At 40.2% G+C, this 17,717-nt stretch carries 21 protein-coding genes; 8 read left to right on the top strand and 13 right to left on the bottom strand.

The features are described 5' to 3' along the window. Positions 1–7 precede the first annotated feature (7 nt). The 11 genes from LMU01S_RS08155 to LMU01S_RS08105 form a co-directional block, all read right to left on the bottom strand. Entirely contained in the window at positions 8–403 is a 396-nt protein-coding gene (locus LMU01S_RS08155; protein WP_056959282.1) for a fluoride efflux transporter FluC, read from the bottom strand. Positions 404–422: 19 nt separating this feature from the next. Continuing rightward, a complete protein-coding gene (gene crcB / locus LMU01S_RS08150) occupies positions 423–812 on the bottom strand; it encodes a fluoride efflux transporter CrcB (RefSeq protein ID WP_225354622.1) in 390 nt (129 codons plus the stop codon). A 14-nt stretch (positions 813–826) separates the two neighbouring features. Then, positions 827–1,672 (bottom strand): urease accessory protein UreD, encoded by an 846-nt coding sequence (locus tag LMU01S_RS08145; protein WP_056959283.1) that lies wholly within the window; start codon positions 1,670–1,672, stop codon positions 827–829. A gap of 10 nt (positions 1,673–1,682) precedes the next feature. After that, positions 1,683–2,312, bottom strand: a complete 630-nt coding sequence (gene ureG / locus LMU01S_RS08140; RefSeq protein WP_056959284.1) for an urease accessory protein UreG — start codon at positions 2,310–2,312, stop codon at positions 1,683–1,685. A 12-nt stretch (positions 2,313–2,324) separates the two neighbouring features. Then, a complete protein-coding gene (locus tag LMU01S_RS08135; protein WP_056959285.1) occupies positions 2,325–3,038 on the bottom strand; it encodes an urease accessory protein UreF in 714 nt (237 codons plus the stop codon). Beyond that, positions 3,028–3,483, bottom strand: coding sequence for an urease accessory protein UreE (locus tag LMU01S_RS08130; RefSeq protein WP_056959286.1), 456 nt, complete (start codon positions 3,481–3,483; stop codon positions 3,028–3,030). Before LMU01S_RS08130 ends, LMU01S_RS08135 begins: the two co-directional genes overlap by 11 nt. Before the next feature lie 101 nt (positions 3,484–3,584). Then, positions 3,585–5,306 carry an urease subunit alpha gene (ureC, locus tag LMU01S_RS08125; RefSeq protein ID WP_056959287.1) on the bottom strand — a complete coding sequence of 574 codons (1,722 nt, stop codon included), beginning with the start codon at positions 5,304–5,306 and terminating at the stop codon, positions 3,585–3,587. A 16-nt stretch (positions 5,307–5,322) separates the two neighbouring features. Beyond that, positions 5,323–5,667: an urease subunit beta gene (locus tag LMU01S_RS08120; RefSeq protein WP_056959288.1), complete on the bottom strand. Its 345-nt coding sequence runs from the start codon at positions 5,665–5,667 to the stop codon at positions 5,323–5,325. 20 nt (positions 5,668–5,687) lie between these two features. Further along, the gene (locus tag LMU01S_RS08115) at positions 5,688–5,990 is read right to left on the bottom strand and encodes an urease subunit gamma (protein ID WP_004050870.1); all 303 of its coding nucleotides are present in this window, start codon (positions 5,988–5,990) and stop codon (positions 5,688–5,690) included. A gap of 31 nt (positions 5,991–6,021) precedes the next feature. After that, positions 6,022–6,540, bottom strand: coding sequence for an AmiS/UreI family transporter (locus tag LMU01S_RS08110; protein WP_056959289.1), 519 nt, complete (start codon positions 6,538–6,540; stop codon positions 6,022–6,024). Positions 6,541–6,586: 46 nt separating this feature from the next. Continuing rightward, the gene (locus LMU01S_RS08105) at positions 6,587–7,795 is read right to left on the bottom strand and encodes an ammonium transporter (RefSeq protein WP_056959290.1); all 1,209 of its coding nucleotides are present in this window, start codon (positions 7,793–7,795) and stop codon (positions 6,587–6,589) included. A 368-nt stretch (positions 7,796–8,163) separates the two neighbouring features. Between LMU01S_RS08105 and cbiM the strand changes: the two genes are divergently transcribed. Genes cbiM through LMU01S_RS08090 form a run of 3 tightly spaced genes read left to right on the top strand, consistent with a single transcriptional unit; the run spans position 8,164 to position 10,716 of the window. Then, positions 8,164–9,183, top strand: coding sequence for a cobalt transporter CbiM (gene cbiM / locus LMU01S_RS08100; protein ID WP_056959291.1), 1,020 nt, complete (start codon positions 8,164–8,166; stop codon positions 9,181–9,183). After that, on the top strand, positions 9,167–9,970 hold the full coding sequence (locus tag LMU01S_RS08095) for a CbiQ family ECF transporter T component (protein ID WP_056959292.1): 804 nt from the start codon (positions 9,167–9,169) through the stop codon (positions 9,968–9,970). The genes cbiM and LMU01S_RS08095 overlap by 17 nt, the downstream gene beginning before the upstream one ends. Positions 9,971–9,990: 20 nt before the next feature. Then, complete coding sequence (locus LMU01S_RS08090) at positions 9,991–10,716, top strand: energy-coupling factor ABC transporter ATP-binding protein (RefSeq protein ID WP_056959293.1); 726 nt, start codon at positions 9,991–9,993, stop codon at positions 10,714–10,716. Positions 10,717–10,782: 66 nt separating this feature from the next. On the opposite strand, the gene LMU01S_RS08085 is transcribed toward LMU01S_RS08090, so the two are convergent. After that, positions 10,783–11,655, bottom strand: a complete 873-nt coding sequence (locus LMU01S_RS08085) for an ROK family protein (RefSeq protein ID WP_056959294.1) — start codon at positions 11,653–11,655, stop codon at positions 10,783–10,785. 269 nt (positions 11,656–11,924) lie between these two features. On the opposite strand from LMU01S_RS08085, the gene LMU01S_RS08080 reads away from it, so the two are divergent. The 5 genes from LMU01S_RS08080 to LMU01S_RS08060 all read left to right on the top strand — a co-directional run bounded on the left by LMU01S_RS08080 (position 11,925) and on the right by LMU01S_RS08060 (position 17,052). Next, complete coding sequence (locus LMU01S_RS08080; protein ID WP_056959295.1) at positions 11,925–13,247, top strand: MATE family efflux transporter; 1,323 nt, start codon at positions 11,925–11,927, stop codon at positions 13,245–13,247. A 5-nt stretch (positions 13,248–13,252) separates the two neighbouring features. Next, positions 13,253–13,630 carry a VOC family protein gene (locus tag LMU01S_RS08075; protein WP_056959296.1) on the top strand — a complete coding sequence of 126 codons (378 nt, stop codon included), beginning with the start codon at positions 13,253–13,255 and terminating at the stop codon, positions 13,628–13,630. 182 nt (positions 13,631–13,812) lie between these two features. Further along, entirely contained in the window at positions 13,813–14,295 is a 483-nt protein-coding gene (locus tag LMU01S_RS08070; protein ID WP_056959297.1) for a lactococcin 972 family bacteriocin, read from the top strand. A 50-nt stretch (positions 14,296–14,345) separates the two neighbouring features. After that, positions 14,346–16,421: a bacteriocin-associated integral membrane family protein gene (locus LMU01S_RS08065; RefSeq protein WP_056959298.1), complete on the top strand. Its 2,076-nt coding sequence runs from the start codon at positions 14,346–14,348 to the stop codon at positions 16,419–16,421. Next, entirely contained in the window at positions 16,411–17,052 is a 642-nt protein-coding gene (locus tag LMU01S_RS08060; protein WP_056959299.1) for an ATP-binding cassette domain-containing protein, read from the top strand. The genes LMU01S_RS08065 and LMU01S_RS08060 overlap by 11 nt, the downstream gene beginning before the upstream one ends. A gap of 82 nt (positions 17,053–17,134) precedes the next feature. Here the strand turns inward: LMU01S_RS08060 and LMU01S_RS08055 are convergent. Beyond that, the coding region (locus LMU01S_RS08055) for a mucin-binding protein (protein WP_156470397.1) at positions 17,135–17,717 on the bottom strand (583 nt) is incomplete at its 5' end.

The following is a 17,717-nucleotide window of genomic DNA, read 5'->3' as shown; positions in this document are numbered from 1 at the left end:
TCTTTGATCAATTTGCAAAATCACTAAATTTTGTTTTTAAAACTACTTTTAGACCTAGGTAAACGGCTAACAGCCCGAGCAACATATTAAGAGCGATGTATAACAACCCCACTGCCACTTGCGAAGCATCAAATAAATTGACGATCCCATCAGCAAATGAAGAAAAGGTCGTTAAACCACCACAAAAACCCGTTGAGGCCAATTTACCAAATTCAGCCGAAAGTGTCTTTTTAAATAAACCAGCTGAGATCAACCCGATCAAAAAACATCCACTAACATTAACGACTAAAATAGCGAAAGCCTCTGAAACACTAGGTCCGATCAAGGTCTCACAAACATAACGCAAGGCGCCACCAAAAAAGCAACCACAGCCAACAAGCAATAATTCTGTTGATTTTTTCATTTTTCCACCTGATCCTTATCTAAAATAGCTTTCCAAGGGCTAAGCCTAAATAGACACAAGCTAAGCACAACACTACACTACCACACCAATAAAGCACAGCATGCCCTGTTTTACCTTGTTTGAAGTACTTGAGATTTTCTAATGAAAAGGTCGAAAAAGTCGTTAAACCTCCACAAAATCCGCCGGCAAGCAATGTGTTAGCCATTTGTGAAAGTTCCCCCTTTGCCACCAAAGCAGCAAAGATCCCGATCAAAAGAGAGCCAAGTAAGTTGGCGGCCAATGTACCATAAGGAAGATACGCCTTAGCATGATTGAACCAATCAGAGAACAAACTCCGCAGACAACCACCAAAAAAGGCTCCTAGTCCAGCAGCTCCAAAACCCAACCAAAAAGTTCCTGTCACGATCATTCACTCTTTTCCAATTAATTATATGCTCGATCATTTTTTCGAAGTTTCAACGGCGCACAGCCCTTGAATTCTTCACGGTAAAATTCGATAAATTGATTTTGGATCTGGCGATTGGTATAACCGTCATATCCTAAGATCCGTAAGACCGCTCCATTTTCTTCCAATAACGAGATCCCAAATGAAACATCTGCTTCTGGAAGTTTGATCACCGCCCGCGCCTTTTTCACAAAATCTTGGTCGATATTTTTATCGATCAAAACAACTGAGTTAAAGTTAGTATAACCTTCAAAATAACCTAATTCAGCTAGTTCATCGACTTGAGGCGTACACAACAAGTAATCATTATACACTAATTTGCCCGCGACTTTGATCTTCGTTCGCATCCCAACATCCCGATACTGAAAAGGTTTTTCGTCTGGGGACCAGCCACTGGTCAAACCATCGGTCAAGATCAACGAAGCATCTTCAGCTAGATCAAGGTCCATAAACTGGCGATAATAAGCATTCTTATATGGGATAACTTCATCCATGTAATATTCCAAAAAGGCACCCTGTCCGAGTTTGATCTGTGTTTCTTGACACGTTTGGCGTAAATTATCACACTTATACACATAATTTGGTGTCTGCGTTGTCAAAACTGCATGGGCATTATCTTCAAGTGTGATCTTGACTTGGTATTGCTCACCTTCTGTAAAACCACCACCAGTAGAGATCAAGAAATAGTACGGCAATTGATTTTCGGTCGTCGGTATAACCGAGGAAATACGTGAATTTCCCTTATGATATAATTTCTGTGCGATCGTGCGGCCATTGCGCGGTAAAAAGCGCATCTCGATCACACCGTCATATTTTTTATCCATCTGTATTCCTCTAGTTCTTGACTTCTTCTAAATCTTCTAATAGACAATTCTTTTTGATCCAAGCGATGACATCTTGTAGACCTTCATCTTTTTTCAAGTTAGTAAACAAGAAAGTACCATCACTTCTAAACATTTCTGAATCGCTCTTCATCCGGTCGAGATCAGCACCAACATATTTAGCTAGATCGATCTTATTGATGATAAATAGGTCAGACTTGATCATCCCTTGACCTGCTTTACGTGGGATCTTTTCACCTTCAGCCACATCAATGATATAGATCGAAAAATCGACCAATTCTGGACTAAATGTGGCTGCTAAGTTATCGCCACCACTTTCAACAAAGATGATATCTAGCTCGTTATCAAAACGTTCTTCCAATTCATCGATCGCAGCCAAGTTCATTGAAGCATCTTCACGAATAGCAGTATGTGGACAGCCACCGGTCTCAACCCCGATGATCCGATCTTCATCTAAAACTGAATTTTTGACCATAAATTCTGCGTCTTCTTTGGTGTAGATATCATTTGTGATGACTGCCATATTGTAATCATCATGCATTGCCCGTGTTAAACGTTCGATCAACATCGTCTTACCTGAACCAACAGGACCACCAACACCGATTCTAATTGCTTTTTTCATTTTCTGATCCCCCTAGGACATAAATAATCTTGAGCCTTGTGTTTCATGTTTGATCTGAGCTAATTCAAGTCCCGGAACATTAGCTCCTAAATACGATCCATCTAATTTTTCAACTTCTGGATAGAGCTCTCCTAAAAGTTTGATAATATTGTTCAATACCACTTGTCCATCCCGTTGTCCTAATGGAATTGCGCGAACAGCATTTTGGACCATCGTTGAACCAATACTATAGCCATACATTAAAAAAGTATCCATTAATGGCATCTTTTGATAGTGTGCAAAAATCGTAAATACGATCGCTGGACTACCTGCAAGTTCGCCTTTTTTGATCTTTTTTTCGTAAGTGTCTAACGGTTTTATCTCACCGTACATTTGCTTGATCAAAGCTAGCATTTGCTTAGCGATCAACTTTTGACCATTACGCGTTTCCAATGCCAAAGTTGAATGGGTAATAATTTCGTCATATTCCCACAATTTTTCGATCTGACCAGCTTTTAAAGCTTGCCAACATAATACAGTCAATAAACCTTCACCATATTTAAATTGTGATTTGAAATAATTTTCAAACCATTGTTGAAATTCGGGTGTGTGCTTGATTTTGCGATCATGTAGATAGTTTTCCATCCCAAAAGAGTGGTTAAAAGTTCCGATCGGGAAAGTGGAATCACAAATTTGAAAAACCTCTAAATAATCCAAAAGTGTGCTTAATCGTGGCCTATTTTCCATTTGTCAGATCCACATAGCGCAAAGGTTCAGCTAATTGCGCCTTTTCTACTGTATATTCAACTTGTTTTTGATCTAAAGTCTTAACCACAACAGGATCAAACAACAAAGTGATCTTTCCAGCTTCGACTTGAACTGGTTTATGCAAATTACCAAGCATATGTGCGATCACACCCATTTCATCAATATCTTTAGGTGCAATTTTAATGATCTCATCTGGGATCACGCTTAAAACTAGCAAGCGACGGTGCCCGACCTTGAAAGCTGAGCCATTTTCTAAGCCTTCGCTATCTTCAGCTAACCGGATCCCATAATCATTACCATGATCAGAGGTCACGCGTAAAATCCGCTTCATCAGATCATCGCTTTTGACCATACAAGTCTCAATGTGATATTGTTCTAAATCATTGATATCCTCAACGTTAGCAAACACTTCTGTTAAAATCATGTTAAATTCCTCCATTATTACCCAAACAAAGGTCAAGACACGTCTTGGCCTTTGCTTAAATCATATTTAAATCTATCCCGATAACTTGAAAAAACTAAATTTTAGAAGAGGTAGTAACGTTGTGCCAATGATGCAGTCTTGATCGGATCACAAGTGATCAATTCACCATCGATCGTAACATCAAAGGTATGTGGATCAACTTTGATCGTGCTTGGCACATAGTTGTTTAACTTCATATCACGTTTTGTCAAATTACGTGTGTTGTGAACCGGTAAGACGATCTTATCTAAGCCCAATTCTTCTTTGATACCATGGTCATAAGCATATTTCGAAACAAAAGTAATGTTTGTTGAACCGACAGCTTTACCAAAGGCACCATAAAGGTCACGCATCATCCGTGGTTCTGGTGTTGGCAAACTTGAGCTTGCATCACCCATAACACCGTAAGTGATCATACCACCTTTTAAGACCATCTTTGGTTTTGTCCCAAATTTAGCTGGTTCCCAAATAACTAAGTCAGCAAATTTACCAACTTCAACTGAACCGATATAATCAGCTACACCATTAACGATCGCTGGGTTGATCGTGTATTTAGCAACGTAACGTTTGATCCGGTTGTTATCGTTATATTCACTATCGCCTTCAAGACTACCACGTTGAGCTTTCATCTTGTCAGCCAATTGCCAACAACGCATAGCAACTTCACCAACACGACCCATTGCCATAGCATCTGAAGTCATGACACTCAAAGCACCCATGTCATGTAAAACATCTTCAGCAGCGATCGTTTGTTTTCTGACCCGAGATTCAGCAAAGGCCACGTCTTCAGGAACTTTAGGATCAAGGTTATGACAAACCATGACCATATCAAACAATTCATCGATCTCATTGTCTGTATAAGGGTTCGTTGGGTTAGTTGAAGATGGCAAAACGTTCTTTTGACCAGCAACGACCATGATGTCAGGCGCATGGCCACCACCAGCACCTTCTGTATGGAATGTGTGCACCGTACGACCCTTGAAGGCATCGATCGTATTATCAACAAATCCACCTTCGTTCAATGAGTCAGTATGTACCGCAAATTGAACATCATATTTGTCAGCTGCTTTTAAGGAATTATCGATCCCAGCTGCTGTAGCACCCCAGTCTTCATGGGTCTTGATCGCACAAGCCCCAGCTTCGATCTGTTCACCGATCGTTTCAGGTACATCACCGGCACCTTTAGCCATGATACCTAAGTTGACAGGCATTGAATCAGTTGCTTCGAGCATCCGGTGGATATGATAAGCACCAGGAGCACAAGTTGCAGAGTTAGAGCCGTCAGCTGGACCAGTACCACCACCAAATAAAGTCGTGATCCCGTTATCTAACGCTGCATGCGTCAAACCAGGTGATAAGTAGTGAACGTGTAAGTCGATCCCACCAGCGGTGACGATCAGGCCTTCACCTGAGATCGCTTCAGTACTTGCACCGACAACAAAGTCAACGTTGTCCATATTATCTGGGTTACCACCCTTACCGATGGCTAAGATCTTACCATCTCTGATCCCAATATCAGCTTTGATGACGCCAGTATAGTCGATGATCGTTGCACCTGAAATGATCGTATCAGCAACCAATGGATTATCTTTACGCATTTCAGTTGCATTGACACCCATACCATCACGTAAAACTTTACCGCCACCAAATTTACTTTCTTGGCCATGGACTGTTAAGTCTTTTTCGATCGCTGCATAAAGGTTGGTATCACCTAAACGCACGCTATCGCCTACAGTTGGACCAAACATTTGGGAATATTGTTTTCTGTCCATTTTGAAACTCATTGCTATTCCTCTTTTCTTAGCTTAACTTGTGATGTAAACCACGGTTATCGTTATCTAAGTAACCATCTACTTTATCATTGAAACCAAAGACACGGCGCTTGCCACCCATGTCGATCAATGATACCGTCCGTTTTTCGCCTGGTTCAAAGCGGATAGCTGTCCCTGCTGGGATATCTAAGCGTTTGCCCCATGCTTTGTCGCGATCAAATTGTAACCCACGTTCATTTGCTTCGTAAAAATGGAAGTGAGAACCAACTTGAACTGCACGGTCACCGACATTTTTAACTTCGATCTTGATAGCTTCGTAACCTTCATTACATAATACCGGTTCTTTAGCTAAATTATATTCTCCTGGAACCATTTTAAAGTCCTCCTCACTTTTTATTGGATCGGGTCGTGGATCGTTACCAATTTTGTCCCATCAGTGAAAGTTGCTTCCACTTGGATCATTGGGATCATTTCTGGTACACCTTCCATGACATCTTCTCTGGTCAACACTTGACGACCTTCATCCATCAATTCTGAGACCGTCTTACCAGCACGTGCGCCTTCTAACACGAAACTTGTGATCAAAGCCACACTTTCAGGGTGATTTAATTTGATCCCCTTATCTTTTCTATTTTGTGCGATCATTCCAGCTAAACTGATGATCATCTTTTCACGTTCACGTTCTGTTAATTGCATAACTTTTACACCTCTCTTTAGCGCTAATCAATTACTTAGGCCAGACACCTGTCAGCATCATAAAGCCTGGGATCCAAGCTGTGATGATCCCTTCGATCACCCCGAGCCAACCGACAAAGCTACCTAAGTTTTTCTTCAATACAGTTTCGATAAATCCAGTTAACCAAAGGATGCCCCAAAGCCACCAGATAATACCATACCAACTGTTCCCACCGTACCCTTGGAAACATAAGAGTCCAGCAGGGATCGTGTTGATCGCTACAAACAAGCTGTACCAACCATACAAACGTTGATCAAAGTCAAAAATCGTATTTATTGCCGTATATAGGTATGTAAATGCGAATAAGAGGCCCGTTGCGCTTGCATAATACCAACTATAAGCTGCATTTTGTGCAACTCCGATCGAAATGGCAATGATGTTTAAGACTAGACCCAGACCACCAGTGAAAATATTCATCACGACTAATGACTTATCCTCGATCTTTGTAAGGCGGCAAATACCGTTACTCATCAAGACCATTCCAACATAAAGTAAGATCACACCTAGCATTTTTGTATTCACCTCCTCTCGTTGGAAGCTACTTTAAAAATACCGCTTAATTTTTATCGTAAGCTGTTTCTTCAAGCAACGTCTTATCTAAACCTTCTTCGATCTGCTTTTGGGTTGGTTTGATCTGTGTCACAGCACCTAAGAACTTAAGCAAGATATAGGTCAACACAAAGGCATAGATCGCTGTCAAAACGACCCCACCAACTTGAACTAATAATTGATGGAAACTAGCACCAACACCATTGACCGTCTTATCAGCTAACAGACCGATCAAGATCGTTCCGGTAAAACCACCGACACCGTGAACGCCCCAAACATCGAGCGCATCGTCCCAGCCTTTCTTTTGCCGGAAACCAACAGCTAAATTACAAATGATACCAGCTACGATACCAACGATGATGGCTGAACTTGGTGCGATATAACCAGCACAAGGTGTGATCGTTGCTAGACCAGCAACAGAACCAGTCATCACATCGACAAAATTGATCTTGCCCCGTAAGATCTTAGCCATGATCAACCAAGCGATCATCCCACTAGCCAATCCAACTAAGGTATTCGTAAAGGCTTTAGTTGCCAAAGCACCAGCAGATAAAGCACCACCGGAGTTAAAGCCAAACCAACCGAACCACAAAAGTCCAGTCCCGATCGCTGCAGCCATCAAGTTGTTTGGATGCATTCCTTGCTTAGCGACTTTGCGTTTACCTAAAACAAAGATACTTGCTAAGGCTGCAAAACCAGCGGTCGTATGGATAACTGTCCCACCAGCAAAGTCAACAAAACCCCACTTGGATAGGAAGCCTTCACCCCAGACCCAGTGACAAACTGGGATATAAACTAAGATCGTCCAACAGATCAAAAGTAAGATATAACCCTTTAGATTCAAACGTTCGGCAAAAGCCCCCGTCATCAAAGGTACAGTGATCACACAAAACATCAATTGGAACAAGAAGAACAAGGCAAATGGGATCGAAGCAGCATGAACTGCATTTGGTACTAAGCCAACATGTGCTAGACCAAAGTAATCCGTAAAGCGACCGATCACCCCATGGATGTCCTTTCCAAAAGCTAAACCAAAACCACCAAACATCCAAATCAAGGTCACGATACCCATTGAAATGAACGATTCCATCATAATAAATAAAATACTGCGTTTACGAGCCAAGCCACCGTAAAAGAACGCTAACCCAGGCGTCATCAAGCAGACCATTGCGGTACAAAGCATCATAAATGCTGTATCGCCACTATTGATCGACATACTAGTCCCTCCATAAAAATTGCTCAAGGAAATTTTCCTCGCCATTAAATCTACTCTTAAATCATTTAACTATTTTGTTTAACTTTTTATTTAAAACTAAAAAAAAGCGCTAAAAGTTATTCTATCAAGGAATTTTTATCCTAAAAAAATGCGTTTTTCGGCTTTTTTTTTGCAAATTCCCCTCAAAGTAAGCACTTTTCTTGCCAAATATTGAATAAAAAATCACAAAATTATGCTTTGAAGTTATACATAAAAGATTTTTTGATAACATTTAGCACCGTATAATGAGCGTATGTTCAAGCGATAACTCGTTCTTACATAAGAGTCACGTGAGCATGGGGAAAAATTTTAGAAAAGAGGATGTTTTTATGCATATTCCTGATAACTATTTGAGTCCCGCAACTTGTGGGGTGATGTTTGCTGCCGCTACACCTGTTTTAGCGGTCTCACTTTCAAAAACCAAGCAACAATTGACTAAAAACCGTGAACTGGCACCGATGCTTGGGATCTGTGCTTCCCTTTCATTTTTAGTAATGATGTTTAATGTTCCTATTCCTGGCGGTACGACTGCGCATGCGGTCGGAGCTACCTTGTTAGCTATTTTAGTCGGGCCATATGCCGCGTGTGTAGCTGTCACCGTCGCGCTTTTGTTACAAGCCTTTTTATTTGGTGATGGTGGTCTCTTAGCTTTAGGCGCAAATATTTTCAACATGGCTGTCGTCATGCCGTTTGTCGGTTATGGGATCTATGCTTTTTTGCGCAAACACGGTCATGAAAAAGCAGGCGTCGTCTTAGGTTCATACTTTGGGATCAATGCCGCCGCCTTATTAGCTGGAGTTGAATTAGGTCTTCAACCAGTCGTTGCAACCAGTGCAAGTGGTCAACCGCTGTATAACCCTTATCCGATCACGATCGCCGTTCCAGCGATGTTATTTGCTCATTTACTCGTTGCTGGTGTCGTTGAAGCTTTCTTCACCTATGCCGTCTATGCTTTCGTCAAAAAAGTCGCTCCTGCCGAGCTTTACACACCTACTCGTGCGACTTTGCCTGAGGCTTCTAAGATGCAACTTGGCTTTAAGTATTTCTACTATCTGATCGGAGCAATGATCGTTTTATCTCCACTAGGTCTATTGGCCAGTGGGACTGCTTGGGGCGAATGGGATACTAGTGAATTATTAGGTAAAATGCACAGTGAACATTTGGGTAATACCTTACCTTCTGGGATGACTCACGGCGTTGATTTCAATGCACTTTTTGGTGACTATACCGTACCCGGAACAGCCCTTTCGCTCGGTTATATCTTAAGTGCTGTCACTGCTGTTTTAGTCTTTTTATTGTTAGGCAAGATCTTGATGTCTTTAGGTAAAAACAATGAACATGCACACTAGAGCTGATTTGCCAGCTTGGCTTCAGACCAAAGATCAAACCCACTTGAATTTTGAGAAGCAACATGATTTTGTTGGTGTCAATATCGCTTCACTAGGTAAATTGTTGCACTTTTTCACCAACATTACGCCTGTTCATCATGTCAAAAGCTCACCCTGGCTTCGGGTCTGTAGCTTGCTCATTACCTCGCTATTGGTCTTGTTATCACACGATCTTATCTTTCTTTGGGCTTGCCTTTTACTTTATTTAGGACAGTTGGCGTTTTTCCCGGGAAATGCGATCTTGATGATCTTCAAAAAATACTTAAAATTGATCATTTTCACAGCGATCTTTATCTTACCGAGTTTATTTTTGAGCCAAAAAGCTGATCTGCCACTATTTTTCATGCGGATCAGTGTTTTATTGTTAGCCTTAGCTTATTTTTCAGGAACAACGACTTGGCAACAATTCATCTTTGCGCTCAAACAACTCCATTTCCCGAGCGTCTTGATCTTGACGCTTGATATCACTGTAAAATATTGTTACTTAGCGGGGATCTACTTACAGGAATCGTTATATAGTATTCGCTTTAAAACGTTAGGTCAAAAAGCTTCATTCCATCTTTTAGGCAATCTGATCGGTGAACTTTACCTATCACTAAAAAGCCGCATGAATGACCTCTACCAAGCAATGGTCTTGCGCGGCTATAAACTTACTAATAAAAATCAGCTGTACCCTAAGATCACTCAAAATGATCTTTTGCCACTGCTTGAATTAGGTTTGCTTTGCCTATTGTTTTGGTGGCTTTGAACAGATAGAAAGGAATCGTCATGCTTACAGTAAATAACGCATTTTATGATTATGAAGGTCAACTTGCCTTAAATGATGTTTCTTTAGAAGTCAAAACCGGGGAAACTTTGGTCATCATGGGGCCAAATGGTTCAGGCAAATCGACTTTATTAAAGATCTTGACTGGTTTTTTCCCATTAAAAGATGGTAGCTATCATTTCAAAGATCTAGATATCAATAAAGCTTTTTTAGATGATCCTAAACAAGCGGCTAAACTTTATAAACAGATCGGTTTTGTCTTTCAAGACAGTGATGTGCAACTCTTCAATATGAGCGTACGCGAAGAATTAGCTTTTGGTCCCCAACAGTTAGGTTTACCACCAACTGAAGTTGAACAACGGGTCGCTGATTGTCTAAAATTACTTGCGATCGAACGTCTAGCTGAGCGAGTGCCATATCATCTATCTGGTGGTGAAAAAAAACTTGTAGCGATCGGTAGCGTCTTAACGATGAATCCCGAGGTTTTCGTATTAGATGAACCTTTCAATGGCTTATCTCCGTACTATCGCACTTTGATCGTTGAGTTATTAGCCAAATTACATCAAAGTGGTAAAACGATCATTTTATCCAGTCACCACTTTGGGCAGATCAAAGATATCTGTGATCGGGTCGCTTTATTTTCAGAACAACATCAGATCCAAAAGATAATGACCAAAGCCGAGATCTTGAATGATCCAGCAGAACTAGCCCATTTAAGTGTCTTATGATCACAAATAAGGGCCCTAATACGATACAAGATCTGCATCGTATTAGGGCCCTTATTGGCGTACGTCTTATTTAGTTTCAGCTTCTTTAGCTAACAGCAAGCAACCTGTGATCCCAGCATCATCGCCTAGATCAACATGTACGATATAATCATCTAGCTCTGGTGTTTGAACGTAATCATTCAACTGTTTTGCAAAAGATTCTCTGATCATTGGGAAGAGTTGTTCTTGTTTAGAAACACCACCACCGAAAATGATCTTTTCTGGAGAAAGTGTCAATGTTAGATCTACGCAAGCTTGGGCCAAGTAATAAGCCACGATCTCCCAAGCTTTGTCATCTTTAGGGATCTCATAAGCTTTGATCCCACCTTGACGAGCTTCGATCGCTGGACCAGCAGCCAAGCCTTCTAAACAATCGTGGTGGAATGGACAATGACCTTCATAGTGGTCTTCTGGATGCCGGCGCATTACGATATGACCGATCTCAGGATGACCATAGCCTTCAATAACTTTGCCATTGATCACAACACCGCCACCAATACCAGTTCCGACTGTCAAATAGACACAGCTATCTTTCCCCTTAGCTGCCCCACGTTTCAATTCACCATAAGCAGCTCCATTAACGTCTGTTGTCCAAGCATAGTCAACATCAAAACGCTTCTTCATTTCACCCAAGAAATCATAATCTTTCCAACCTGGCTTAGGTGTGTTGGTGATATAACCATAAGTTTCTGATTTACGGTTAACATCGATCGGACCAAAAGAAGCGATCCCGATCGAAACGACATCATGTTTTTCAAAGAATTTAAAGACATCTGCCATCGTTTCTTCAGGAACCGTCGTTGGGATCGAAACACGTTCTAAAATATTTAAATCTTCATCAGCCACAGCACAAACAAACTTTGTCCCACCAGCTTCAATAGCTCCATATAATTTACTCACTATAAAATTACCTCCAAAATAGTAATCGTTTTCTTATAACTATCTTATCGCAAAGTAAGCGTTATGAAAAGAGTAAAAAGCAAAATATGTTAAACGTTTAACAGAAATTTAGTAAGACTGGCTTTTTTTATTTAAATTTGCTAAACTCGTAATGTTGAAATCGAAATAAGGGACGCAAAATCGCCGGGTTTTGCAAAAAATAACATCTTAGAACTTTCTGACAGGCGATCACGATTGATAGAGGAAAGTTTGGTTTAGGAGGGATTTTTTTGCAAGAATCTTCATCACAGATCCGGCGTGAAGTCGGGCAATATATCATCCGCAATATTTTTGCCTCATCTGGACTATCACTTTACGTCCTAGTTGATACGGTCTTTATTGCAGTTGCTGGTGGGACGCTTGGGTTAGCAGCTTTGAATATTTCGCTACCCATGTTCAATTTCTTTAACGCACTTGGTCTTTTATTTGGGATCGGCGGTTCAACGATCTACTCGATCCACAAGATCAAGCAGCCCCAAAAAGTCGAGACCCTTTTTGGACAGTTGCTCATCTTTTGTTTTGTGTCCGGGAGTTTATTAGCCCTTTTGTTAAATCTCTTCCCGCAACAAGTTTTGACGTTACTAGGAGCCAATTCGCAGACCATGGGGATCGCACTTAGCTATTTTAGGATAATTTCGCTCGGAGCTCCATTTTTCATGCTCAATTACGTCTGTGTCAACTTCATTAGAAATGATGGCAATCCACAATTGACCATGATCGCAACTTTGACGGCTACGCTAATGGTCGTTTTTTTAGACTGGCTTTTGATCTTTGTTTTCCAGCTACACATGATCGGGGCAGCGATCGCAACGATCTTTTCACCCCTGACTAGCTTAACGATCTTAACGTGGCACCGGAAGTATCCTGCACGCAAATTACAACTAAAATTTGCTCTACCTAAGCTAAAAAATCTCAAGCATGCTGCTAGCTTAGGGATCCCATCCTTTTTAACGGAAATGAGTACTGGGGTCAGCATCTTTGCCTTTAACTGGGTCTTACTCAAATTAAGTGGCAATGCTGCTGTCGCCGCTTATGGCGTCATCGCTGACATCGCGATCGTCGTCTTAGCGCTTTCAAATGGGATCGCACTTGGCGTCCAACCGATCGCTAGTCGTGAATATGGTAAACGTGATCTAAAAAACGTCAAGGCTGCGATCAAACTTGGCTTACAAGTAGCCTTAGGTCTTTCATGTGTACTGTATTTTATCTTAGTTTTCTTCAAAACACCGATCGTCAGTGTCTTTAACCACGATCACTCCGCGCAACTGGCTCAGATCGCGACTCATGCTTTGCCACTGTACTTTATCAGTGTCTTCTTTGCTAGCCAAAATCTCGTGATCATGTTATCACTTGTTGCGATCGAAAAAGCTAAATCAGCCTTCACGCTTTCATTACTACGAGGCTATTTTATCTTGATCAGTGCAGTTTTTATCTTTGCTGCACTCTTTGGCCTAGATGGTGTTTGGCTCAGCGTTCCATTTACTGAAGCTTGCGTCTGTGCTCTAGGCCTATACTTTTTAACTAATGCTTTAAAAAATATAAATCAGAGGTGATCACTTTGAAAATCAAACGTTTAGATCATATCGTTTTGACCGCGAGCGATCTTGCCAAAGCAACTCGCTTCTATCACGAAGTATTTGATATGCCGATCTTAGAAGAAAGTGAGACCGTAGTGACTTTACGCTGTGGCCATCAGCTTTTAAAATTACAAACGACTGCCCGAAAAGATGCACTCGTTGCTAAAACGCCTACGAGTGGCAGTGCCGATCTTTGCTTAGTAACTGGGGATGCTCTAGCAGATGATATCAATCATCTAAAAAGCTATTTTGTTGAGATCATCGCTGGTCCAGTTACCAGGATCGGGGCTAATGGACAAATGACTTCGATCTATCTCAATGATCCCGACGGTAATCTGATCGAGATCTCTGAATACTAAAAAATACCACCACTTCCGGTCTGGGAATGGTGGTATTTTTTAGCTATATAAATTATATTTTACAAAACAATAACTTTAATATTATATATCGGTTACGAGCAACTTTTTTAGATCTAGCTTGCTATAATTTGGATACGCTGATAGATCACTATTAGCGCACAAACTTATAGGGGGGATCTATTATGAAAGGATCAGTCAAATCATTACTCTTTGTTGCAACCGTCTTTTGTTTGTTGTTTTTAACCGATTTTTCCGTTCATGCTGCTAGTGTCACTGTTCCCGACTCGCTTACCTCTGGTGAAGTACAATTAGATGATCACGATCATGTCGTTTTTGCTTCATCGATGGCGTTAGTTGAACCAAATGAACCAAAACCACAAAACTTGACCGATAAGCAAGCACTCTTCGCTCGTCTCTCAAATGCTAACTTTACTGCAGTCAATATGCCAAATAGTCGGTGGGTCTATTATTCCGATCACCATAACTACTTTAATGGCTATAAGTGGGGACATTCTAATTACTTTCATAGCTTCGCTCGGCATACTGCAACTGCTAAAGTTGGTAATAATACTAAATTAGTACCTGCTTTAGAAAATCATTGGGCATTTGCGACTGCCAAAGGGTATGGCACGTTCAAAGCATACTATAATTACACCAGACCTTGATAGCAATGTTTTTAAGCGTGGCGCGCCACGCTTTTTTATCGGAGGTAGCCATGAAAACCAAAAATTTATTTCTGAGCGTTATTTGTTTATTTAGTTTTATCCTAAGCAGCATCACAGCGTATTCGAGTAATTACCATTCCGAAGTAAAGCTAGCATCACAGCAGCTCGATACTTCTGAACACTTCATCGCTTTTAAGCTTCCCTTAGTTGCTCACACTAAAAAACAATTTCGCCAACTCATAACTATCGTAGATGAAAGTGCTCAAAAATTTGAACTAAATTATATGGAAAAAAATGTTTATCTCGGTTATCCATTAGAAAATGGGAGACTAAACTATGCTAAAAGTATTTCTGAACAGAACTTTTACGTCAATAATTTACATAAAACTAGTTTTTTAGGTAATTTTGGCGCCTTAGGATCTGATAACTCGGAATATACATATACCTATCCGTTACTAAAAGGTTATAAAGTTACTATTCGGCCACTTGGATCAGTTTTTAAAGATCGAAAGAATTTTGAAGGTGTCTTTTTTCTTGAAACGCTTGATCTAAATAAATATAACGCCTTTATTACTTTATTAAATCAGCACTTGAATCAAAGTTTTATGACACATTATAAGCCAAGAGATTATCAGATCACTCGTTCAACTGAATTATTATTACCGTTCTTAGATGATGAGCTTGATCTTTCACCACTTATCAACTCTTTAAGTGTCTTTATCTTGATCGCAGTTTTGATCTACTTACTACTAGAATGGCGATCACTTCGCCTTTACAAATTAAATGGCTGGTCCTTTTGGCGTAGTTTTTTGTCACTTACTTTAAAACCGTTATTTGCAATATTATTTGCTTTTATTTACGATCTTTGGGTGATCTCTAAACATTTAGAACTAACTGAATTATTAAATAGACAAGGCTTTACCTTCTTTGCAGTTTTGGTAATAAGCTTTCTAATGGTCGGCTTGATGTATTTGGTAAGCTTAGCTCCCACTAAGGAACGCTATTTTTCGCTTTCACTTTTTTGCTTACTTGGCGGGATAAAAATATTTTTCTTACTCACTTTGATCACCTTTTTTGCTCCACTAGGCTCTTTACTAACAGGTAACTATGGACATAAAGATCCTGAATTAAAGAAATATGCTGAATTTTTTCCGTATATGATCGGGGGAAATGTAGTCGATGACCGCAATAATGCTACTGAACTAAAAAAGATCTATCAAATAGCCGACAGCCAAGGCGCACTTTTGTTAAATGATAGTGATTCTAGCTATAAGCAACCAAATACCGTTGCCCGTGAACTTACCAGTGTTATCATCAACACTAATTACTTGAAACGCTATCCTTTAAGAGATGTTCATAACAAAAAGATCATCCCTGATCCAACATCCCAAAAATTAGTTTTGGTTTTCCCTGATACACCTAAAGATTTAGTCACTAAACGACTCAAATATGAACAAAAAAATGATCCGATCGCACAAAAATATGGTATCAAAGTTTTTTACTCAAACCCTCGCTCCAACCAAAACTTTAAAAATATCGTAACTGGTAAAAATATGGCAAATGAGACCATTATGATCGTTACTCCAGGAAATATCGCGCACGGTCTTACGCAATATCATCTCAATATCTTATCTGGCTTTGCCAATGATAGCTTGCTTTTACCACTTAAAAAAACTTCTTTAGGCAAACTGTCTCAGCAATGGGAGCCGATCCTAAAAAAATATAATTTAAGTGACAATGTTGCCCAGTTGATCCGTTATGATCATGGTGAGCTTGAAGAGCTACGTCAAGGATTTGGTGATCTGTTAGCGCATTTTTATGAGCAACTTTTGCTCTGGCTGATCGTACTTGCGCTTAGTTTCTATTCTTTGCTCAGCTTTTTTAAGAAAAACCTCACTCAGATCGAGCTTAAAAATATGTTTGGTTATTCACGCTTGCGAAATTACTATCCTTACTTAGTAATGCTTGTATTCCAATACATCGTAATGCTAGCTTTTTATCTAGATCAAAATATTCCAAAAGAGGTATATCTTGTCGTTATTAGTTTGTTTTTTGTGCTTGAATTTTTCATCTTAAATCTCTTTATCAGTTACTTAGAAAGTGAGGCTAAAAAAAATGTCAAATGATCTCATCTGTGTAACGGATCTGACTAAAAAATTCAAAAAGAAGTACGTTTTTTCAGATCTTTGTGTAAATTTTCCGAAAAATCAGATCACTGTGATCTACGGTAAAAGTGGTTCTGGTAAATCAACGCTCTTGAAGATCTTAGGCGCGATCGAAAACTATCAAGGTGGTAATGTCTATTTTAATGGGCAAAAACTCCCCAAAGTTGGGCGCCACAAAGCCACTTTATATCGGCGCAAAAATGTCAGTTTTATCTTTCAAGACTATGGTTTGATCAAAGAAGATACGATCAAAGCTAATTTAGAACTTGGTGTTGCTTATAGTAAACTCAAACATCGTGAAAAACTCAATAAGATGCAAGCAGCTTTGGCAGAAGTCGGTTTAAATTATTCCTTAAAGACTAAGGTCGCTGTCTTATCTGGCGGTGAACAACAACGGGTCGCTATCGCTCGAGCGTTGTTAAAACCTGGTGAACTCATCTTAGCCGACGAACCCACCGGCTCACTTGATCTTGAAAATCGTTCGCTCGTCTTTTCCTTGCTCCAAAAGCTAAAGGAAAAGGGTAAAACGATCATTATGGTCAGTCATGATCCATATTTTGAGCAGGTCTGCGATCATATCGTCAGACTTTGATACCTGATAAAAAGTCGTACAAACTGTGATGGTTCAGTTTGTACGACTTTTAACTATATTTAGTTGTTATCTAAATTTTTGATCACTCATCTTCTTTTTTACGTTTTTTAGTCGCAAAGCCTAATAAGCCAGCTAAGGTCGTTAGCATCACACCAACAAAGGAAGCTTTTTGCGTATCGCTAGCATCACCTGTTTGTGGTAATTGAACCTTACTTTCCATCTTAGTTTGAGTTTCTGATACTTTTTCAGAAATTGGAGCTTGCGTTTCAACGCTCTTTTGGGCCTCAATGCTAAATCCAGTATCATTGTTTTCTTCCAAAGACTCAGCTTTAGTTGGGTCGTTTGAGACCTCTGGTTTTGTCTCAGGTACTTCATCTAACATATATTGGACGGTTTGAGTCTGATCTGCCATCGTTGGTGTTAGAACACGTTCAGCGATCAATGTTTTATCTGGTGTATAACCTGGGATATCAGGGACTGCACTGGAGGCGATCTTACCATCACCACTCCAAGTCGTTTCTATAGTCTCACCAGTTACGGCATCGATCGTATAGGTCGGGACAAAGGTCTTTTCGATCACACTTGGGGGATAGATCGGCTGTCCTTGTTTTGGACCATTACCGTAAACGTAATTGATCGTGTCGGTTACGACCACTGGTGTACCA

Origin of the sequence: Ligilactobacillus murinus DSM 20452 = NBRC 14221, assembly GCF_001591685.1 — a bacterium.
Taxonomy (GTDB): Bacteria; Bacillota; Bacilli; order Lactobacillales; family Lactobacillaceae; genus Ligilactobacillus; species Ligilactobacillus murinus.
This window is presented reverse-complemented; position numbering and strand designations above follow the sequence as displayed.